This is a genomic window from Niallia sp. Marseille-Q9988, from assembly GCF_976954375.1.
The window spans coordinates 92,526-112,166 of sequence record NZ_CDRJSZ010000003.1; the positions used below are offsets into that span (position 1 = coordinate 92,526).

Here is a 19,641-nt window from a genome sequence, read left to right on the forward strand (position 1 = left end):
ACAAAATGAAAAAATTTGGTTTATTTATTATTGGAGCAGCTGCTTCTATTATCCTTTTATCACAGATAGGTCCATTATTTGGTTTAGTAATTAGTACAGCCATTCTTTATTTCGCTTTTAAGCAATATGTAAAGGCGACAAGTACAGCAGGAAAAGTAGGGTGGGGGATAGCTGGAATTATCATGCTTATTATAACTGCAAGTAACCTTCCAGCAATTATTGGTTTGGCAGCAGCATATATATTGTATCTTGTTTATAAAAAATGGAATAACAACAAACAATCTATTATCACAAAAAAATCATCAGATGACCCATTTCAAAATTTTGAAAAGCAATGGTCAGAACTAAACAAATAAGAGAAGGAGAGGAATTAGGCATGACGAATTTATTAGAAAGAATGAAAAATACTGTATTGGCTGATATAAATAATTTATTGGATAAGAAGGAAGAAAAGAATCCGCTTGCGCTTTTAAATCAATACGTAAGAGAATGTGAAAAAGAGACAGATAAAGTAAAGAAATTAGTGGAAAGACAATATAAATTAAAAGAGGAATTCTCAAAAGAATTACGCCAGGCAGAAGAAATGGCAGAAAAAAGGAAAAGACAGGCAGAGGTTGCTCGTAAAGCGGAAGAAGAAGAGCTTTCTTCTTTTGCTCAACTAGAACAAACTCATTATGAAGAAAGAGTAGTCCGTTTAAAGGAATCGTTGAGAAATACCGAGCAGCAATTGCATGAAATCGAAAAAAAATACATGGATATGAAGCATAAATTAAAAGATATGAAGATACGTCAAATGGAGCTAATGGCAAAGGAAAATATCACAAAGGCACATCATACAATGAATAAAGTTTTAGAAGAAAAACAAGCAAGCCCAACAAATCAAGCGCGCTTTACCGAAATGGAAGAATATATTGAAAAACTAGAGAAAAAGATAAATACAGAATACTATAAACAAACAATGGATGAAAAGTTAGCAGCTTTAGAGAAAGATATGCTAAAAAAAGAAGATGATACCATTTCTCTATAAAAAAATGATATCCTAAAAGAGGCTGGAGCTACAAAAGCCAGCCCCTTTTATTTTTGATATAGACAAACAGAAAGAATTAAATAAAATTTCAAAGATTGTTTTAATAAATTATGTAGGTAACCACGTTGTAAAACGGGTGATTGGAGTGGAAAGCAACCTACTCATTCAACGTGTATTGTCATTTTTAGTCTGTCTTAATTTAATGATTTAGTATTAGCCATTTATTTTTTGTAGGGAGAAACAATCAGATTTTCACCATAATAAAACAAAGAAGGGAGAGAATAGCCAATGTTTAAACAACTAAAAGATCATTATGCGAATTGGGTATATGTGGTTGGAGGGTTTTTATTATTAGAAATCTTTGTCTTTAATCCAGGACTAATCTTTTCCCTTCTTGTTTCCATTGGTATGATGTATATCTCAAAGAAATCTCTGCAAGGCGGAGTCGGAAAAATCCTATTTTGGGTTGGTTTACTGATTTTGATCGTTAGTATCCTAAATATGGTTACCGTAAAAATAATTTTATTTACGATTCTTGCCTATTATTTTTTTCAATTATTCCAAAAGAAGAATACTACTGATGTGATTAAACCGATAATTAAAGATAAGGAAACAGAACCATTTACACAGGAGCCAATCATAAAGAAGGAGCCCTTATTTACTAATTCAATCTATAATCGCAATATTACGCCAGATCATGTATATGAATGGCATGATATTAATATTCAATGTGGAATAACGAATACAATGGTTGATCTTAGCTATACCGTTTTGCCAGAAGGAGAAACGGTTATGATGATCAAAAATATTGTAGGAGATGTAAAGCTGTATATCCCTTATGATATGGAAGTTAGCATTAATCACTCCATTTTCTTCGGTTCTTATCATATATTTGGAGAAGAAGAAGAGAATGCTTGGAATAAAAATGTAAGCATCCGGACTGCTAATTTTGATCAAGCAGAAACAAGGGTGAAGATTTTCACTTCCTTTATTGCTGGTAGCTTAGAGGTGAAAAGAATATGAGTATTATAACTAGACAAATCTTGTGGGGAGTATGTATATCCCTTCTTTTACTTGTATTCTTTTCCATTTGTTATTTATTTGTTTTTCCTCCAGAAAACTGGGGAGCTTTGTGGGAAAAAGAATTAATGGATGTTCCGTTTGTCTTATTTATAACAAGTGTCGATATTACATTAGGTATTCTAATTGGTTATTTGTCCGGCTTTTCCTGGAAAAAACAAATTCGTTCCATGGAACAAGCTCTACATACGATGGATAAAATGGAGTACCGTCCTGTTGAGCCAATTGGTTCAACAGAGGAATTACAGTCATTGAGCTATAAGATGATTCAATTGCAGAATCAATTAGTAGAACAAACGAAGCTTTCACAAAAGCTTGTAAAAGAGAAAGCAGAGGATGAAGAGGTGAAAGTGCAAAGTATCATTATTGCAGAACGAAATAGGTTAGCAAGAGAGCTACATGATTCGGTTAGCCAGCAATTATTCGCAGTATCCATGCTATTGTCAGCGATTAATGAAACAAGACCGAAAACAAATGATCACGAGTCTCGGCAGCTACAGCTAGTAGAGGAAACGATTCATCAGTCTCAATTAGAAATGAGAGCCTTATTGCTTCATTTACGTCCTGCTGCATTAAAAGGGAAATCATTAAAAACAGGAATTATTGAATTATTGCAGGAGCTACAGCAAAAGGTCAGCTTAGAAATAGAATGGAAATTAGAAGATATTGATTTGGATAAAGGAATGGAAGATCATCTTTTTCGGATTCTTCAAGAATCTGTATCCAACACATTAAGACATGCAAAGGCAAGTTCCTTACAGGTCCAGCTTATTCAAAGAGAATCATTTGTCATTTTACGAATAATAGATGATGGAGTTGGTTTCAATATTGATAAAAGAAAGGCAGGCTCTTATGGACTTCAAAACATGCATGAAAGAGCAGCAGAAATAGGTGGGGTATTAAAGTTAATCAGTTTGGAAAATAAAGGAACACGTTTGGAAGTAAAAGTTCCGATTTTGGAAGGGGAGGAGGATATAAATGATTAGAGTATTACTTGTTGATGATCATGAAATGGTACGGATTGGCGTTTCCTCTTATTTATCTGCGCAAACAGATATCGATGTGGTGGGAGAAGCGGAAAATGGCAGCAGAGCAGTAGAGCTAGCACTCTCGTTAAAACCAGATGTCATTTTGATGGACTTAGTGATGGAAGAAATGGATGGAATAGAAGCAACACGCCAAATAGTAGAAGCATGGGAGGATGCAAAAATTATTATTGTCACTAGTTTTCTTGATGATGAGAAAGTCTATCCAGCTTTACAGGCTGGTGCAACTAGCTATATGCTCAAAACATCGAAGGCTAGTGAAATAGCAAGAGCTGTGCGCGAAACATTTCAAGGCCAAATTGTGCTAGAGCCAGAAGTCACCGATAAAATGATGACAAAAATGCGGGAAAAGAAAGCAACTCCTCTGCATGAAGAATTAACCGCGAGAGAAATGGAAATTCTTCTATTAATGGCAGAGGGCAAAAGCAATCAGGAAATTGCCGATGATTTATTTATCGCTTTAAAAACGGTAAAAACACATGTTAGTAATATACTTAGCAAACTACAAGTACAAGATCGAACACAGGCAGTCATTTATGCATTTAAGCATTCCCTTGTAGAATAAGAAAGCCAAATCCCTTTCATATTAGGAACACTCCCTTAATCAAACGTTTAAATAAGATATTTCTCTCTCTTCTATCGAGAAAAAGACAAACTAGGAAAATATTTTTCGAACTTGTCTCATATGATGGTAAAGAAGAGAAAAATAAACACACGTCTTTTACATTTACGTTTGTAGAAGATAGATTGAGGGAGAGATTCATGAGTTCATTTTACAAAGGGACCTTCTTATTAATTGTAACAGCTTTTTTTGGCGAATGTATTGAATTTATTATTAATATGATAATGGCCAGGGAACTTGGAGAACATGGACTAGGCCTATTCATGACAGTGTTGCCTACTATTTTTCTCATCGTCCTGCTAGCTACCTTTGAGTTGCCAACATCTATTTCAAAATTTATAGCAGAGAAAGATTCAAAGTATCATTTATCCATGCTTCAGCAAGTGCTAAAGTGGACCATTATATTTACTATTTTTCTAACGATCATCGCATCTATCATCATACCTTTTATCCCTATTTTTTATTCCTATCATCCACTATTAAAGTGGCTAGTCATTCTCCTGCTGCCGATTATTTCCTTCACCTCTATTGCAAGAGGTTATTTTATGGGAAAACAGCAGATGGGGAAAATTGCCGCTTCTAATTTTTTGAAAAAAATCATTCAGCTTGGATTATTGGTCTTCTTATTTCAGTGGTTTTCCTTTGACCTTAATACATCTGTATTAATTGCCTTTTTTACAATCGTTGGAAGTGATACAGTCGTCTTACTGTACTTAATGCATATGTTTTTCGTACAGTATCAGCGGATTAAAAAAGGGAAGAATGAAACCATGAATGGAAAGGTAATTTGGAAAGATTTATTATCTGTCTCTATTCCGACAACGGGACTTCGAATATTTCATGCACTGACCCATGCTATTCAGCCATTTTTAATTAAAGGTGCATTAGTGGCTTCAGGAATTACAGCAGCGAACGCAACAGAGCAGTATGGAATGCTTGCTGGGATAGCAATGACGATTGGATTTTTCCCAGCCTTTATCTCCCATAGCTTTATGACAATGCTGATACCGACCGTTTCGAAAGCATATGTCCAAAAAGACTATTCCAAACTGCAAAAACTATTGCAACAAGTAATGATAATTACCGCTATCTACGGTACTATTGCTGTTGGAATATTTTATTTTTACGCGGATACATTGACAATGACCTTTTTTCATTCCACTCAGGCAGCAATAATTGTTCAGCTTTTATGGCCGTATTTTTTGCTGCATTACTTTACCATTCCAATGCAAGCATACTTAATAGGGTTAGGGCTGCTAAAGGATGCAGTTTTTCATAGTATTTGGTCAACTTCTTTCTCCTATGCAGCAATCTATTATTTAGGTTCTTTAAGTCAGCTTCAGATGAGTGGAATTGCGATCGGCATGAATTTAGGGGCAGTCATTTTAGCCTCATTACATTATTTAACGATCTGCAAAAAAATAGGGATTTCGATATGGTTAACACCTGTAAATAAACTTCATTAAAAAATTTTGATAAATTGTGTAGGGATTCGAATGTTGTAAGACGTTTATTATGTAGAATCGTAAAAAGGGAAGGGGAAGATGAAAGAAAATGGAATCCCTAATAGATAAAACGCAATTAGCGGAAGAAAATCAAGAAGAATTATTTGAACAAGTAGTGAAAGAATATGGAAAATCAATTTATATTTATATAGTATCACTCGTGAAACATAAAGAACTTGCAGAGGATTTGTATCAGGAAGTATTAATTTCTGCTTATACATCATTTGGATACTTTGAGGATGTCCAGAAAGTGAAAAGTTGGCTATATAAAATTGCCTTAAATAAATGTAGAGATTATTGGAGAAAGGAAAAATCCTCGAAGAAATTTTGGGAAGAGACTGTCTATACATATGCACGAGATACGTCTGTTGCTTTGGAACCAGAGGAAACATTACTATGCAAATGTGATAAAGAGGAAATGATTGATACATTAGGAGAACTTCCTAATATGTATAAAGAACCATTACTCCTTTTCTATTATCATAATCAAACATTAGTAGAAATTAGTAATCATACAAAAACACCGTTATCCACGGTGAAAACAAGAATGAAACGAGCGAAGGATCAATTAAAGCCTAAGGTCATGAATAAAAACATTGCTTATTTGTAAAAAGAAAATGGAATCAGTGGGAGAAAGTTGATCTGCTCACTGATTCGTCACAGGATAATGGTGCATTGATGTTTCCTTTCGAATACTCGATAGCCTCACTAAGTTTAGCTAAGAACATATTAGCTTTGAATCCATTCATAGTAGGCATCATCATACATAGTCGCAATTCAAATCTTGTCATAATAGACTTATGTTTCTGCTAATTCATTATTTCTTTGTTTATTATAGTAATTTACCGAATACATGGCACCTTCATTTACCATATTATTGTCACCAATATCATCTGGAGCGGGATTTCCTGCTTTAGAAAGTAAATCGTCTTTTTGCGTAGAATTGAATTTGTTTTTTAAGCGATTAAACATATCTCTTCCTTTATTTGTGAAAAGAAAAAAACTTCCTACACCTGCTCCTAATAATGCAAAGGTACGCATTGAATTTTTTCCAAACATGAGAGAATCCCTCCTATTATTTTACTGGTCCTTCTTGTTTTACTACTATTCCTTTATTTACCCCATTGAGAGTTTTATAAACTATGATCAGGGAATAATAATAGAAAACTAGTAAGGGGGATAAATATGAAAAAATACCGGTTAGAAAACTGGGATTGGTATCAGTTGTTAGAAGAAGAGGATGTTGGAGAAGTTTCGTTAGAAAAAGGACCGTTAATAAATACGTGGTTTCGTGAAATAAAAGATAAACGAACGAACTATCTTCACATTGATACGTCAGTAGAAGATCAGGAAACATTAAGTGGCTCCCTTATATATCATCGGGAAGTAGATAAGAAGGAAGAGTATGAAATTTTTCATTTCTATTTATCCAATGAAGCGCTAATCACCTTTGATTACAAAGATAATAGCCTGCATATCGATAGAAGTAACTTTATCCAGGAAATAAAGAGAGCGCAAACGCCGATTGAAGGGTTTATGGTTATTTTAGGAAAAATAATGACAGAAATTTTGTATCATATTGATTCCTATGAACAGCAATTAGATGAATTGATTTGGGATGTAAAACAGAGAAATAGTATAAAGACATTAGATAAAGTATATAAATCTAGACATGAACTTCTTATTTGGAAGAATGTCATGATTCCCTTTTTAGAAATAAGATATTCATTGGAAGAGGCATTTGGAGAGAAAATTACAAAGGGAAAAGAATATGCGCGCATTAGTAAAAGAATTGACAGAGGATTAATTTTGGTAGAAGAATATCAGAAGGAATTAAATAATCTTGTCGATTTTGAAGAAGTTGTATCGCAACATCGAGGAAATGAAATTATGAAAACTCTTACAGTGTTTACTACACTATGCACTCCCATTATGGCATGGGGTGCACTATGGGGAATGAACTTTAAAATAATGCCTGAGCTAGAATGGAAGTTAGGCTATCTATTTTCTTTAGCAATTATTATTGGGTCTACTGTCGTAGTTTATTTCTTTCTCAAATCAAGAGGTTGGATGGGTGATTTACTAAAAGCGCGGAAGAAAAATTCGTTTTTTCGATAATAGATTACCAAAGAAAATTAGACTCTCCCTTATAAAGTAGCATATAATAATGAAGGTAGATATGTTATGGAAATTCAAACTCCCAAAGGTTATGCAAGGAGGATATATGGAAGAGTCTAAATTTTGTAGTGAGTCCCTTGTGGTAAAAACAAGCATTGTTTTTCCAACTGACACGAATACTTATGGTACTTTATTTGGCGGTAAGCTAATGGCATATATTGACGATACAGCTGCCATTTCAGCGATGCGACATGCAAGAAGGGGAATTGTGACGGCTTCGACTGATTCTGTCGATTTTTTGTATCCGATTCATGAAGGGAATGCTGTTTGCTTAGAAGCTTTTGTGACCTATACAGGATCTTCATCGATGGAGGTTTTTGTTAAAGTAACTGCGGAAGATTTAATTTCCGGTGAACGGCATTTATGTGCACTCAGTTTTCTAACAATGGTTGCTATTGATGAACATGGAAAACCAACAAAAGTTCCTAAAGTAATACCGCAAACGGAAGAAGAAAAAAGTTTATATGAGTCTGCGAAAGAACGAGCAGAGGCAAGAAAGAAACGGAAGAAAGAAACAGAAGAGCTTGCAAAAAAATATAGAAGTTTAGGATGATCAATCGAGAAATCCCATTTTCTTTATATGGAACAATCTCTAAACAATAGGGGAAGAAGTTGTCGAAGAGATATTGTTTAAATGACTAAGATTCCTCGAATGGTAAAAAATCGATATTAGATGCTGTCGAAATATCAAATTATTTTCCAGGAAATGATGGGGAATTTCCGATATCTTGTCTAATATCATTGTCTGATTTTGCAGGGAGGATAGGTTTCCGTTTTTCCTTGTCTATATAGTATCCTCATACTATCAAGGGATAGATGCTAGGAGGTAAAAATGAAAATATTTTCCCTTTCCTATTTTGTGATTACAAGGAAGATTGACTTACATATTCAAATCGAAGAAGAAGAAAAAACGCTTATTTTATGGAGTGATAGAGTTACAAGTGAAGAGCAAACATTTCCGTTAAATGCGATACATGACATTTCATTTAAACCATCCCCAAATTGCTATAAAATCCTTTACTTGCACACAAATAGAGGTGTTTTCTCTTTTGTTGTAAAAGATAATCCAGAGGAAATGATTCGACAAATCAAAAGTCGTTTGGAAGATTATTTTTAAAGGGATAAATGTCGTTTTTTTAGCAAAAAAGGTTTGAGCAAGGAGGTTTTGGACCTCTTTACTCAAACCTTTTTAATCTCTATTGGACAGTATGCCGAATATACGTAGGATACTTATAAATAAATTTAGAAAATCAAGGTACAAATTAAGCGCCATTAAAGGAACTTGATCTGCTGTGACGCCATAATGCTTCATTCGATTAAAATCATATAGCACATAGCCGCTGAATACAAGCACACCAATGAAGGAATATGCAAGCATACCGCCTGTTGCTAATGGCCAAAAGATATTAAAAATCCCGATAGTAATTAAAGCGATTAAGGAAGCCAGTAACATTCCTCTTAAGAAAGAGAAATCTCGCTTCGTTTTTGTCGCGTAAATAGCGACACTAGCAAATACAACAGTTGTGGTTCCTAATGCATTAATAACTACATTTCCTCCAACAGTTGATACATAATAAGATACGATTGGAAAGGTAGTAATTCCTGAAATAAACGTAAAGATAAATAAGAAACCATAGGATAATGATTTTCCTTTTCTCGCAAAAATGGCAATTAATAAAAGAACAACTTCTAAAATAGATAATGGCAAGAATAAGAAGGTTGGTACGAAATTACCAATCATCGTGCCGATAAAAGCTATTCCTAGTGAAAGGGCAAAAGTCCTTAAAACAGAGGGCATATATTCATTGCTTGGACTATATGCATACATTTTTTCTTCACTCCCGTATTGATTTATGATTTATAATTTACTACGAAAACAACCTCTAAAAAGTTTCATTTCATTATTCTTTTTCACGAACAGCTTCTGCTTTTAATAAATCGCGAATTTCCTTTAATAATTCTTCTTTTGTATCTACTGTTACAGCTTCTTCTTTGACTTCTTCTTTTTTCTTAAATTTACTTATTAACCGAACCACGAGAAAAATCGAGAAAGAAATAATGAAAAAATCAACAATTCTTTGCATGAAATTCCCATAATGAATACCAGCATAAGTCCATGAAGAAAAATTTACTCCAACAACAAAATGAGCAAAGAGAGGCATAATTAAATCCTCCACTAAAGAACTGACAATTTTGCTGAATGCTGTGCCAATCACTACCCCAACGGCTAAATCAATTACGTTTCCTTTTATTGCAAATGCTCTAAATTCTTTCCACATATTATCCTCCTGAAAATATCACTTTTGTTTTCCATTATTGGATATTAAAATATAATTATTCTTACATGAAAAATGTTTAATTTCAAGCTTCTGCTACTGATAAAATAGGGAGAAGAGGGATAAGGAGAAGCCTATTTGATTAATAGATTACTTTGAAATTCGAAAATGGTTCTTTCGGCTCACTTTCCGTTATCGCTATATGCTGTACTTTAATGAAACGATTTCCTTTTTTTATTTTTTCCACGAAAGCATGGAGTGTATCGAGCGGAGCAATGGCGATACATTCCACAGTACCATCTGCTTTATTTCGAACCCATCCAGTTACATGGTTTTCTAAAGCTAATGTTTGGACGAAATAACGAAAACCAACTCCTTGCACCCTTCCGCTAACAATAAGATGAAATTGCTTCATTTTTTACCTCCTTATGGGATACCTTCTTATGTGAAATGATTTTTATTAATCATCTCATATTTATTTAGATTGCCGCAAGGTGGGTCAATAGAAGTGAAATGGAACTTGTAGAAAAATAGTCCATATGTTGTGTATGAATGGTCTTGGAGGATGAGAGGAAAGTAATTGGAAAAAGCTAGATTTGTAGATTGGAGAGCAATTTGGTACTATAAATAGGTGTGTGTCAGGCTTAAACAAAATGTGAGTACTATTTTTTGTTAGCCTTAAATAAAATAACTTATGGTGAGAGTGCCATTTTCTTTAATGATAAAGGCAATAATTTACCGTAATCGAGATATTTATTCTCCAAATAGAGAGAATAGATGTGTTTGAAAAATAGGAGAAATATAATGAAAAGAAATAAATATATCTGGTTATTATGGGTAGGGATAATGATAATTGCAGGAATTTTAGTGGCTTCCATGGTGAATTCCTATTTAGCAGAAAAACAAAAGAACGAGATGGACAAAAAACATGTCGTTATTAAGAAAGATTTACAGTGGGTAGAAGAAAATGCTTATTTTGAAATAGATATGAAAGTCAAAGAGAAAGCGTATCAGGTATTTATTGTAGGAGAAGGGGAAAGGAAGTATCAGCAAGTCGAAGATAATGAGTTTGGAAAAAAAGATGATACGATTGTAACCGGAGACTTTTCCTTTTATTTATGGACAAAAGAGTACGGAAATGAGGTGGTGAAACAAGAGCTGGAATTACCAAATCCGATGACTTTTAATTTGTCCCAAAAAAACATTGGAACATTTCTTGTTAATCAGCAAAATATTGCTGCTGTTTTTCAAGGGGAAGAAGCAGATAAAGTAATGGCTTATTTCTATACTATTCATGAAGAGAAATTGGATGTTTTGACAGATTATGGAATGAAAATATACAGTAAAAATATCAAAAATATTCAACAAAACTATATACAGACATTAAGAAAAAAAGATAATGAAATAATGGAATTTGATACATGGATGCTTGAGCCAACTACTGGGAAATTATTAAAAGTGGATGGAACTTCAATTGAGAATAAGAAAATCATTAAAAATTGGCTTGAACAGGAAGAGTTTTATTTTCCATATAAAAATTTAAGTGTTACGACAAGTTTACTAAATTTAGCGGAACAAGGTATGTTAATAGGTGCTCAATATCCAATTGGTACTAATATAAAAGAGATAAAGAAAATAAACTCGAATTATACGGATGCTGATTATAATCAGAAATACAATCAATTAGATCTTCCAGAGGTGACATATTACTATGATAAGAGAACAGAACTTGTTACCTCCATTTCAATCCCTGGAATTCGATTAAAAGAATCGGTGCAGGCCATTCAAGATACATTAGGGAAGCCTGAGGAATATGTTACAAAAGATGATGGGTATGTTGCGACATACTTAGCAGGAAATTATAAGCTACTAATCCAATTAGATTTATCGCAAAAGATTAAATCGATTCGATTAGTAAAATAGGCTTTTTATCGTTTCAAAAATAAGGATGCCTCATGGAATGGCTATAAATCGTAACCAATCCATGAGGCATCCTTTATTTCATTCTATTTTTTTCGGGAGGCTGGTGCTTAAAAAGCCCAATCACCATTACGGAACACGGCTTCTACAGTACCATCTGCTGTAATACCATCAATGTTCATTTTGTCTGAACCAATCATAAAGTCGACATGTGTAATGCTCTCGTTAAGTCCTTTTTCTGCTAATTCTTCGCTAGACATCTTTTTCCCACCTTCAATACAGAATGCATAGGCACTTCCAATTGCTAAGTGGTTTGATGCATTTTCATCGAATAATGTATTGTAGTATAGAATATTAGATTGTGATATTGGAGAACGATGTGGCACTAAAGCAACCTCTCCAAGATAATGAGAGCCTTCATCTGTTTCTACTAACTGGCGAAGAATTTCTTCTCCTTCCTCAGCCTTCACATCCATAATACGTCCATCTTTAAACGTAACAGAGAAATTATTAATAATATTACCACCATAGCTTAATGGTTTTGTACTTGATACAGTTCCATTTACACCTGTTTTATGAGGGACGGTGAAAACCTCTTCAGTTGGCATATTTGCCATGAATTCAAACCCTTTTTCATTAATAGAGCCTGCTCCACACCATAGATGTCCTTCTGGAAGTTCGATTGTTAAATCTGTACCTGGTGCTGTGTAATGAAGCTTTTTATATGCCTTCCCATTTAAATAATCAACTTTTGTATGAAGTGTTTTATCATGCTCTTCCCAAGCTTGGATTGGATTTTCCTGATCCACTCTGATTGCTTTGAAAATAGCATCCCAAAGTAATTCTACTCTAGAATCTTCTGGAGCGTCAGGGAAAACAAGATTTGCCCATGCCTTTGAAGGAACAGCAATTACTGTCCAGCTTACTTTATCGGACTGTACATATTTACGGAACTGGCTTAAAGCGGTGCCAGAAGCTTTTTGGAAATTGCTGATTCTTTCAGAAGCAATCCCTTTTAAAAGGTCTGGACTTGAAGATACAACAGACATGAAGGCTGCTCCTTCGTCTGCAAGTGCAATTGTTTCTTTTGCTCTCCATTCCGGATATTCGGTGAATGCTTCGTCTGGTGCCAATTCAAATTTTGTGCGAGTAACGACATCATCACCCCAGTTAACAACGACATTTTTCGCACCGATTTGGTATGCTTCTTTCACTACTAAACGAACAAATTCAGCAGCTTCAATAGATGTATTGATAACAAGTGTTTGTCCTTTTTGGATGTTAACGCCGACCTTTACGGCAAGTTCTGCATATTTTTGCAGATTTTCTTGAAATGTACTCATTTTCATTCTCCTTTTCTTTAAGCTATTAGCTCTATGTATGAGCATGAATCCCAAGGATGGAATGGATGCTGCTTCTATTGTAGCTTTTTTAGAATAATAAATAAACTGATTCATCGTAACATTAGGATAATAATTGATGGTATTTAGAGGAACGTGACAACTAAGCTGTATTTTTTGTTAGAATAGACGTGACGATTATTCAAGGAGGATTATATGGCTAATAAATTACAGGCAGTTATCTTTGACTTTGATGGAGTTATAGCAGATACTGTCCCTCACTATTATGAAGCAACGAAAAGAATGGCGATGGAAATCGGAGCCCCATTTACAAAAGAGGATAATTTAAGATATCAGGGAGTACCAAGAAAGATTCTTATTGATGATTTAGTGGCAAGAACAAATAATGTTTTTTCAGAATCAGAAAAAGAAGCACTAGGAAATCAGAAAAGTGATTACTATAAAGACCTAATTAGTCAATTTACTGTTGAAAATATGTTGCCAGGAATGTATGTGTTTCTAAAAGAATTGAAGGATGCCGGTATAAAATTTGGAATTGCGTCTTCTAGTTCCAATGCTCCGTATCTTTTGGATCGCTTTGGAATTAGCGACTGGTTCGAATGCATCGTAGATCCTCATTCTCTAAAAAAAGGAAAGCCTGATCCAGAAATATTTTTAACAGCTGCGGATTGTTTAGGGGTTGATTATGCTAATTGTGCTGCAATAGAGGATGGGCAAGCAGGCTTGAGCGGAATATTGCAAACACCTATGTTTGCTGTTGGTATTGGGGAGGGAGAAGTTTTTGAAAAAGCAAATTGGCGAGTTTCCTCTACCTTGGAATTAAAAGCTAGTACTTTATTAGAAAAGTTTCATAATAGATAGAAAAAATCCAAACAATCATATATCGTGTGATTGTTTGGATTTACTATTTAATCTTCGTCTTTCTTCATAGCGGCTTTCAACAAGTCACCTAAACTGTTTCCAAAGCTTTCGTCTTTGCTATATTTTTGAACTAATTTTCGTTCTTCTCTTTTATTTATCGTTTTTTTACGATCTGTCGCTTTTTCTACAACATTACAGTTTCTGCATTGGAAATAGGTTCCAGCTACCCCGTTATGAATCTCCATTTTCTTATGGCATTGCGGACAGCGTTTATTTGATAGCTTAGGATCCTTTCTTTTACTGAAAGAACACTCTAGGCTGGAGCATACAAGAATTTTTCCGTTTTTTGTATTCTTCTCCTTCAAGAAGGAACCACACTCAGGACACTTAGAGCCCGTTAAATTTTGCATTTTATATGATTTATCACTATGTTTAATTTCACGGACAAATCGTTTGGTTTGATCCTTGATTTGCTCCATAAACTGTTTAGCATTTGCTTTTCCCTTTGCTATATCCTCTAACTCTTTTTCCCACTTCGCTGTCAAGTCAGGAGTAGTCAAATCATCGTTAACAAGATTAATCAATTGTTTCCCTTTAGGAGTAGAATGTAATTTCCCATTTTGTCTTTCCAACACTTCAGAGGAAAGGAGTCTTTCAATAATTTCTGCACGTGTAGCAGGTGTTCCAAGTCCAAATTTCTCCATTTTCCCTAGAATATCAGCTTCCGTAAAGCGTGATGGAGCTTCTGTGAATTTTTGCTCCATTATCACGGATTGTACTGTTAATTGTTTTCCTTTTTGAAGCTGAATCTTTTTGTCAGAATCTGTTTTACGGTTATCTAAAGCTTTAAAGCCTAAATCCAATACATTCGTTTCTTGAGCAACAAATGTTTCTCCATTGATGTCTAACATAGTAGAAATCGTTTCATATTTGTATTTTGGATAAAATAATGTCAAAAATCTTTTTACGATTAAATCATAAATTTTTACTTCCTCATTATCTAAGCGATTTAAAAAAACGGGCTGTTCCGTTGGAATGAATAGGAATAGGTAACTTTCTACTTCGGCATTATCCGTTAAGTGTACTCATTTTCCCCTCCTCCACACCGTACGTGAAAGTTTCCCCTCATACGGCGTTCCATCAAGTAGTTACAAGATTGATCGGTTCAAGATTACATTGAGTTCGAAGTTTATTTAGCTTGTTAAGAGCTTTTTTATCTTCAATGAGATTGCTGTACTTTTCTATTGTTTCGGGTTTAATTGCATGAATAAGTTTATGGACATCTTTATGAACAATTCTAAGGTTTTGGTAGCCATCTGTTCCCCCAAGTTCTCTTGGTATGACGTGATGACAATGTAGCGTGTCTATAGCAAGTTCAATTTTTGTTACTTCACATTTCATTTTTGTCATGGAAGCTCTTGAAATTCTATTGTCGTTGTATTCAGCCGTTTCATATGGATTATAATTTTTCATGAGTTGAATGATGTTATTATTAGTGCTGTTTTCCAATTTCTTAGAGGATTTGTTTCGCCCCTCTTGGGTGTAATCACATATGTCTTGGCTGAAATTCATAACTGGTTTGTGTTGAACATGGTCGATTGGATAGATGAAAACCTTGTGAATCTTCCACGTTTTTGCTTTCGAATTTCCATAGAATTTCTTATACAAAGGCGATATTTCGCTACGTTTAGGTGTTCCATAGTTCGCTACATTTCTTAGTTTGTGGAGCATAAACTTATCCAAAGAGAAAGCTAATTTAGAGAAGTCAATATTAGCATAGGTAGCACAGCTATAATACTCATGCCAACCTAAAATCATGCTATTCAGCTTAGTCACATGGGAAGATTCAGGTTGTTTAGCAATTAGCTCAACCTGACTTCGGATTTCATCGCTCATTCGTTTCATTGCTTTGCCTGAAATGTGAGATTGTGCTACATATCCTCCGAATGTTTTTCCCTTTTTGACGGCTTTTATTTTGACTCCTAAGAAATCTGAGTAATTTTTACGCAGATTAATAATTTTTGATTTCTCTTCACTTATTTCTAACTTTAATCTGATATTCAACCACTCTTTTACAGCGGTATAAATTCTTTTGGCAGTGTTGTAATTTCTACACATTATTTTGAAGTCATCGGCGTATCTCACAATGTACATTTGTTTCAAGTTTGTTTTCTTTTGTTGATTGTACTGACTTGCATAAGTCTTGTACTTTTTTATAGTTTTAAAAGTTTCCCATTGTGATGAAATCCACCAATCAAGTTCATTAAGGACAATGTTTGATAGCAGAGGGGATAAAATGCCTCCCTGTGGAGTTCCTTTCTTTGGTATTCCTTCTCCTTGTATGGGGGCTTTTAGCATCGCTTTGATTATGCTAATTAGTTTCCTATCTTGAATACCTAATGCATACATTTGTTTAACCAACTTTGTATGATTTACATTATCAAAGAATCCTTTTATATCAATATCCACTGTATAGTACATTTTTCCGATATTGATTAAGGACATCATACGAGATATTGCATGTTTGGTACTTCTGTTTGGTCGGAAACCATAGCTATGCGGATGAAATTTTGCCTCACATATTGGCTCAAGGACTTGTCGAATACTCTGTTGTACCAATCTATCCACCATTGTCGGTATCCCTAATGGTCTTTTCTTACCATCTGCTTTTGGAATATAGACTCTTTTAACAGTATCAGGCTTGTAGTTATTTAACTTTGCTTGAACCATTTTAATATAAGAGTCCAAACCCTTGTCTTTAATGTCTTTAATTGTAATGTTGTCAACACCCGCTGTTTGACTTCCAGTGTTAGTTTTTATCATTCTAAATGCCAATCGAATATTATTTTCACTGGAGATGGTGTCCATTAGATTACGAAACGAAAAGTTGTTTTTCGATTTTTGATACAAGTCATCAAAGACTTGTGTCATCTCATAGTAATCATTATACCTGTATTTGTTCGCCACTCTGTTGGGACAACTCCTTTGAAGGATGTTGCTTTCCCTGTCTTACCCGAAAAACAGAGTCATAGTTTGAATCAATCAACTTGTCCTTACTTGACTTGTGCCTATCCCTCTACAGCTTATTATCACTGCTTCATCGGTACTGTGGCACTACTTTCACCAAGATTAAGTAGCTTCATCTGGCTTTTCGTCTACAACTGTCCTCGACTATGAGTTTCTGTCATGACAGATACAGTTCTTGGCTTCCCACGTTCCAAAGATTCCCGTTAACGCAATACTTAGGTGCCTCCTTTGAGCCTGTTAGCTTAATACCGTCATTCGCTCGGTATAGAGTCTTTCATAACGCCAATTCTTACTCAACTCCGCTAACGTACCAAATTGGTACTACGTTATCATCACAGATACCGTAACCACCTATAGACTCGTACATTCAGAGGTTCGTCAGTGTATAAACACATTCTCACCATATATTACAACCACCCGACTACTCTAAGTGACAGTTCTTAATTCCTGTTCACTTTCGCCGACTTCACCCCGCTTTAAACAGTTCCACCATAGTCTGCTTCCCTGCTTAGGGGAGTATTAGTGTGAGGGTTTCAGCACAGCATGACGGCTTTCATTCCCCTCAAGGATTCTTCAGTTTTCTACTAAACCATCCCAACTGATATTTCTATCAGAATTTCAGGTTAACGTGTCGCACTGGCATGGTGATCAGAAACTTTATTGTTATTGAACACATTATTTGCCTCGATTTTTCCTTTATTACGTAAGGCCGGTTGGACCTCTTCTTTAAATGCGCCAGCAATACTTTCTAAGCGATCAAACATGGTAGCCTTCATATCTGTTGTTAAGTAACGTGAGTCCGTTCTAGGATAGGTGACTAGTTTATGCTGTTCATATAGCTTTTGCAATAAATTTAGCGTCTTTTTGGCAGAAAAGCCAAATCGTCTATTTGCATCACGCTGCAACTCGGTTAAATCGTAAGGCAATGGTTGATGTTCTGTTTTTTCTTTTATAATAAGGGATTCTACAGTAGCGGGCTTTCCCTTTGACTTAGCCACAATCTGTTCTGCTTTTTCTTTAGAAAAGATTCTTCGCTCCTGGTTATTTTCGTATTTTGCTTGCAGCGAGTCTACGTTTGCAGTGATGGTCCAATATTCTTTCGGAACAAAGGATTGAATTTCTTTTTCTCTTTCTAGAACCATGGAGAGGGTTGGTGTTTGAACTCGACCAGCAGACAATGGGTCATTGAACTTAGTAGTTAAGGCTCTTGAAACATTTAATCCAATTAGCCAATCTGCTTGAGCTCTACATACAGCTGATTGGTATAAGCGATCAAATTCCTTCCCTGGTTTTAACTGCTTAAATCCATCTTTTATTGCACGGTCGGTTTGAGACGAAATCCATAAGCGTTGAGTTGGTTTGTTAAAATGGATTTTTTCTAATATCCATCTTGCAACTAATTCTCCTTCTCGTCCTGCATCGGTTGCGATAATACATTCTTTAATATCTTTTCTTTTTGCTAATTGTTCAATGGCTTTGTATTGATGACTTGTTTGTTTCATGACCTTTAATTCCATCTTCTGTGGAATTATTGGCAAATCATCTAGATTCCAATTTTTATATTTAGGATCATAGTGCTCTGGCATTTTTAATTCAATTAAGTGGCCTAAAGCCCAAGTAACAATATATTTATCTGATTCTAAATAGCTTTTATTTGATTTATTGCAGCCAAGTACTCTTGCAATTTCTCTTGCAACACTTGGTTTTTCACATAAAACAAGCGACTTCATTTAAACACCTTCTAACAATAAATTTTTGGCCGTTTCTTGATTTTAAATAAAAGTTGGTTGATTACTGTTTATTCAACTTAAGGAAAAGCTTTTTATGGATAATACGATACATTCTAGTATAACATGAGTTGAGGCTGGTAATAGGATATAGTGTTCAATGAGGGGGACTGTGTTTCTTTTAGCTTTTCGGAAATAAGAGGAACGGCGTCCATTCTCTTTTTTTGAACGCCGTATGTTGATTTGTCTTACTCTTCTTCTTCGATTCGATTCTTAAATGCTTCTTGTGTTACAATAAATTCTTCATCTCCAGGAGCATCCTCTGTATGTGTATGCTTTCTTGTGTCTTTTGGAAGCGGTCCAGGATGATGTTTCTTTTTATGATTAAAATGTTCTCCACGTGCCATTGATAACACCCCTTTCTTACCTTTCTATTTTTCATAAAAATGGTCTATCCTATACGAAAGTAAATGGAAAAATATATAATGAAAATAGGCATATAAAACAGGAGGGGTTGGGAATGGATTTTTCGTTTCTTGTTTCAGAAGACAAAATTAAAAAAGCGTACCAAAATGGTGAGTTTAGCAATCTTCCTGGGTTCGGTAAACCACTTCCAAAAGATAGCTTAGCCTCCGTACCAGAAGAATTGCGAATGGCTTATCGGGTATTGAGAAATGCTGGATATTCTTTAGGGGAAGATAAGATTAGGCAGGAATTGTTGTCAATGGAAGATTTAATCCGTTCTTGTGAAACATCAGAAGAGAAAGTGGATTTGCAAAGAAAATATAATGAAAAATTATGGAGATTTAATAAAATGATAAAAGAGCGAACAGGGACTAATCATTCAAAGTATTTTTCTAATTATCAGAAGAAGGTAGAGGAACGGTTATTTCCTAAGTAAGTCTTTGGGTTTAGCTAATAAAGGTTATTTTTTGCTTACTTGGTAAGATGGACTGCTTATTCGATTTTTATCTTTTAAAAGGATAGAATGATTAACATAAGGTGAGAAAA

The 19,641-nt window shown here is 34.7% G+C and carries 21 protein-coding genes and 1 pseudogene; 13 read left to right on the forward strand and 9 right to left on the reverse strand.

Features of this window, described 5'->3' with window-relative positions; translation table 11 throughout:
* The first annotated feature begins 5 nt into the window (after positions 1–5).
* The 7 genes from ACWNMZ_RS04620 (at position 6) to ACWNMZ_RS04650 (ending at position 5,890) form a co-directional block, all read left to right on the forward strand.
* Positions 6–356: a lmo0954 family membrane protein gene (locus tag ACWNMZ_RS04620; protein WP_031537387.1), complete on the forward strand. Its 351-nt coding sequence runs from the start codon at positions 6–8 to the stop codon at positions 354–356.
* Positions 357–376: 20 nt separating this feature from the next.
* The gene (locus tag ACWNMZ_RS04625) at positions 377–1,027 is read left to right on the forward strand and encodes a PspA/IM30 family protein (protein WP_031537388.1); all 651 of its coding nucleotides are present in this window, start codon (positions 377–379) and stop codon (positions 1,025–1,027) included.
* A 288-nt stretch (positions 1,028–1,315) separates the two neighbouring features.
* Complete coding sequence (liaF, locus tag ACWNMZ_RS04630; protein WP_031537389.1) at positions 1,316–2,050, forward strand: cell wall-active antibiotics response protein LiaF; 735 nt, start codon at positions 1,316–1,318, stop codon at positions 2,048–2,050.
* Positions 2,047–3,093 carry a sensor histidine kinase gene (locus ACWNMZ_RS04635; protein WP_031537390.1) on the forward strand — a complete coding sequence of 349 codons (1,047 nt, stop codon included), beginning with the start codon at positions 2,047–2,049 and terminating at the stop codon, positions 3,091–3,093. The genes liaF and ACWNMZ_RS04635 overlap by 4 nt, the downstream gene beginning before the upstream one ends.
* Entirely contained in the window at positions 3,086–3,718 is a 633-nt protein-coding gene (locus ACWNMZ_RS04640; RefSeq protein ID WP_031537391.1) for a response regulator, read from the forward strand. Before ACWNMZ_RS04635 ends, ACWNMZ_RS04640 begins: the two co-directional genes overlap by 8 nt.
* Positions 3,719–3,915: 197 nt before the next feature.
* A complete protein-coding gene (locus ACWNMZ_RS04645) occupies positions 3,916–5,241 on the forward strand; it encodes an oligosaccharide flippase family protein (protein WP_048716773.1) in 1,326 nt (441 codons plus the stop codon).
* 88 nt (positions 5,242–5,329) lie between these two features.
* Positions 5,330–5,890, forward strand: coding sequence for an RNA polymerase sigma factor (locus tag ACWNMZ_RS04650; RefSeq protein WP_048716776.1), 561 nt, complete (start codon positions 5,330–5,332; stop codon positions 5,888–5,890).
* A 188-nt stretch (positions 5,891–6,078) separates the two neighbouring features.
* On the opposite strand, the gene ACWNMZ_RS04655 is transcribed toward ACWNMZ_RS04650, so the two are convergent.
* Positions 6,079–6,339 carry a hypothetical protein gene (locus ACWNMZ_RS04655; protein WP_031537394.1) on the reverse strand — a complete coding sequence of 87 codons (261 nt, stop codon included), beginning with the start codon at positions 6,337–6,339 and terminating at the stop codon, positions 6,079–6,081.
* Between the two features lie 126 nt (positions 6,340–6,465).
* Between ACWNMZ_RS04655 and ACWNMZ_RS04660 the strand changes: the two genes are divergently transcribed.
* The 3 genes from ACWNMZ_RS04660 to ACWNMZ_RS04670 all read left to right on the forward strand — a co-directional run bounded on the left by ACWNMZ_RS04660 (position 6,466) and on the right by ACWNMZ_RS04670 (position 8,575).
* On the forward strand, positions 6,466–7,398 hold the full coding sequence (locus tag ACWNMZ_RS04660; protein WP_031537397.1) for a magnesium transporter CorA family protein: 933 nt from the start codon (positions 6,466–6,468) through the stop codon (positions 7,396–7,398).
* 106 nt (positions 7,399–7,504) lie between these two features.
* Positions 7,505–8,011, forward strand: a complete 507-nt coding sequence (locus ACWNMZ_RS04665) for an acyl-CoA thioesterase (protein WP_031537398.1) — start codon at positions 7,505–7,507, stop codon at positions 8,009–8,011.
* 279 nt (positions 8,012–8,290) lie between these two features.
* The gene (locus ACWNMZ_RS04670; RefSeq protein WP_449598294.1) at positions 8,291–8,575 is read left to right on the forward strand and encodes a hypothetical protein; all 285 of its coding nucleotides are present in this window, start codon (positions 8,291–8,293) and stop codon (positions 8,573–8,575) included.
* Positions 8,576–8,647: 72 nt separating this feature from the next.
* Here ACWNMZ_RS04670 and ACWNMZ_RS04675 read toward each other — a convergent pair whose 3' ends face one another.
* The 3 genes from ACWNMZ_RS04675 to ACWNMZ_RS04685 all read right to left on the reverse strand — a co-directional run bounded on the left by ACWNMZ_RS04675 (position 8,648) and on the right by ACWNMZ_RS04685 (position 10,149).
* Entirely contained in the window at positions 8,648–9,286 is a 639-nt protein-coding gene (locus tag ACWNMZ_RS04675) for a Bax inhibitor-1/YccA family protein (protein ID WP_449598295.1), read from the reverse strand.
* A 73-nt stretch (positions 9,287–9,359) separates the two neighbouring features.
* Positions 9,360–9,737 carry a large conductance mechanosensitive channel protein MscL gene (mscL, locus tag ACWNMZ_RS04680; protein WP_349204154.1) on the reverse strand — a complete coding sequence of 126 codons (378 nt, stop codon included), beginning with the start codon at positions 9,735–9,737 and terminating at the stop codon, positions 9,360–9,362.
* Positions 9,738–9,876: 139 nt separating this feature from the next.
* A complete protein-coding gene (locus tag ACWNMZ_RS04685) occupies positions 9,877–10,149 on the reverse strand; it encodes an acylphosphatase (RefSeq protein WP_048716789.1) in 273 nt (90 codons plus the stop codon).
* Positions 10,150–10,538: 389 nt separating this feature from the next.
* Between ACWNMZ_RS04685 and ACWNMZ_RS04690 the strand changes: the two genes are divergently transcribed.
* Entirely contained in the window at positions 10,539–11,657 is a 1,119-nt protein-coding gene (locus tag ACWNMZ_RS04690; protein WP_048717935.1) for a DUF4309 domain-containing protein, read from the forward strand.
* A 107-nt stretch (positions 11,658–11,764) separates the two neighbouring features.
* On the opposite strand, the gene ACWNMZ_RS04695 is transcribed toward ACWNMZ_RS04690, so the two are convergent.
* Entirely contained in the window at positions 11,765–12,997 is a 1,233-nt protein-coding gene (locus tag ACWNMZ_RS04695; protein WP_449598296.1) for an aminopeptidase, read from the reverse strand.
* A 213-nt stretch (positions 12,998–13,210) separates the two neighbouring features.
* Here ACWNMZ_RS04695 and pgmB point away from each other — a divergent pair, with 213 nt between their 5' ends.
* A complete protein-coding gene (gene pgmB, locus ACWNMZ_RS04700) occupies positions 13,211–13,876 on the forward strand; it encodes a beta-phosphoglucomutase (RefSeq protein ID WP_251627702.1) in 666 nt (221 codons plus the stop codon).
* Positions 13,877–13,923: 47 nt separating this feature from the next.
* Here pgmB and ACWNMZ_RS04705 read toward each other — a convergent pair whose 3' ends face one another.
* The 4 genes and pseudogenes from ACWNMZ_RS04705 to ACWNMZ_RS04720 form a co-directional block, all read right to left on the reverse strand.
* On the reverse strand, positions 13,924–14,913 hold the full coding sequence (locus ACWNMZ_RS04705) for a DNA topoisomerase (protein WP_311296933.1): 990 nt from the start codon (positions 14,911–14,913) through the stop codon (positions 13,924–13,926).
* A gap of 103 nt (positions 14,914–15,016) precedes the next feature.
* Positions 15,017–16,843, reverse strand: coding sequence for a group II intron reverse transcriptase/maturase (gene ltrA / locus ACWNMZ_RS04710; protein ID WP_251627701.1), 1,827 nt, complete (start codon positions 16,841–16,843; stop codon positions 15,017–15,019).
* Between the two features lie 698 nt (positions 16,844–17,541).
* Positions 17,542–18,633: pseudogene (locus ACWNMZ_RS04715) on the reverse strand (DNA topoisomerase); the annotation flags it as partial.
* A 245-nt stretch (positions 18,634–18,878) separates the two neighbouring features.
* A complete protein-coding gene (locus ACWNMZ_RS04720; RefSeq protein WP_162837578.1) occupies positions 18,879–19,037 on the reverse strand; it encodes a hypothetical protein in 159 nt (52 codons plus the stop codon).
* A gap of 113 nt (positions 19,038–19,150) precedes the next feature.
* Between ACWNMZ_RS04720 and ACWNMZ_RS04725 the strand changes: the two genes are divergently transcribed.
* The gene (locus ACWNMZ_RS04725) at positions 19,151–19,531 is read left to right on the forward strand and encodes a DnaJ family domain-containing protein (RefSeq protein ID WP_031537413.1); all 381 of its coding nucleotides are present in this window, start codon (positions 19,151–19,153) and stop codon (positions 19,529–19,531) included.
* Positions 19,532–19,641: the final 110 nt, after the last annotated feature.

Coding starts and splice junctions, on each gene's coding strand:
- pgmB (WP_251627702.1), top strand. CDS start 13,211: ATGGCTAATAAATTACAGGCAGTTATCTTTGACTTTGATGGAGTTATA.
- ACWNMZ_RS04670 (WP_449598294.1), top strand. CDS start 8,291: ATGAAAATATTTTCCCTTTCCTATTTTGTGATTACAAGGAAGATTGAC.
- ACWNMZ_RS04655 (WP_031537394.1), bottom strand. CDS start 6,339: ATGTTTGGAAAAAATTCAATGCGTACCTTTGCATTATTAGGAGCAGGT.
- ACWNMZ_RS04645 (WP_048716773.1), top strand. CDS start 3,916: ATGAGTTCATTTTACAAAGGGACCTTCTTATTAATTGTAACAGCTTTT.
- ACWNMZ_RS04720 (WP_162837578.1), bottom strand. CDS start 19,037: ATGGCACGTGGAGAACATTTTAATCATAAAAAGAAACATCATCCTGGA.
- ACWNMZ_RS04620 (WP_031537387.1), top strand. CDS start 6: ATGAAAAAATTTGGTTTATTTATTATTGGAGCAGCTGCTTCTATTATC.
- mscL (WP_349204154.1), bottom strand. CDS start 9,737: ATGTGGAAAGAATTTAGAGCATTTGCAATAAAAGGAAACGTAATTGAT.
- ACWNMZ_RS04685 (WP_048716789.1), bottom strand. CDS start 10,149: ATGAAGCAATTTCATCTTATTGTTAGCGGAAGGGTGCAAGGAGTTGGT.
- ACWNMZ_RS04675 (WP_449598295.1), bottom strand. CDS start 9,286: ATGTATGCATATAGTCCAAGCAATGAATATATGCCCTCTGTTTTAAGG.
- liaF (WP_031537389.1), top strand. CDS start 1,316: ATGTTTAAACAACTAAAAGATCATTATGCGAATTGGGTATATGTGGTT.
- ACWNMZ_RS04725 (WP_031537413.1), top strand. CDS start 19,151: ATGGATTTTTCGTTTCTTGTTTCAGAAGACAAAATTAAAAAAGCGTAC.
- ACWNMZ_RS04650 (WP_048716776.1), top strand. CDS start 5,330: ATGGAATCCCTAATAGATAAAACGCAATTAGCGGAAGAAAATCAAGAA.
- ACWNMZ_RS04695 (WP_449598296.1), bottom strand. CDS start 12,997: ATGAGTACATTTCAAGAAAATCTGCAAAAATATGCAGAACTTGCCGTA.
- ACWNMZ_RS04690 (WP_048717935.1), top strand. CDS start 10,539: ATGAAAAGAAATAAATATATCTGGTTATTATGGGTAGGGATAATGATA.
- ACWNMZ_RS04635 (WP_031537390.1), top strand. CDS start 2,047: ATGAGTATTATAACTAGACAAATCTTGTGGGGAGTATGTATATCCCTT.
- ACWNMZ_RS04665 (WP_031537398.1), top strand. CDS start 7,505: ATGGAAGAGTCTAAATTTTGTAGTGAGTCCCTTGTGGTAAAAACAAGC.
- ACWNMZ_RS04625 (WP_031537388.1), top strand. CDS start 377: ATGACGAATTTATTAGAAAGAATGAAAAATACTGTATTGGCTGATATA.
- ACWNMZ_RS04640 (WP_031537391.1), top strand. CDS start 3,086: ATGATTAGAGTATTACTTGTTGATGATCATGAAATGGTACGGATTGGC.
- ACWNMZ_RS04660 (WP_031537397.1), top strand. CDS start 6,466: ATGAAAAAATACCGGTTAGAAAACTGGGATTGGTATCAGTTGTTAGAA.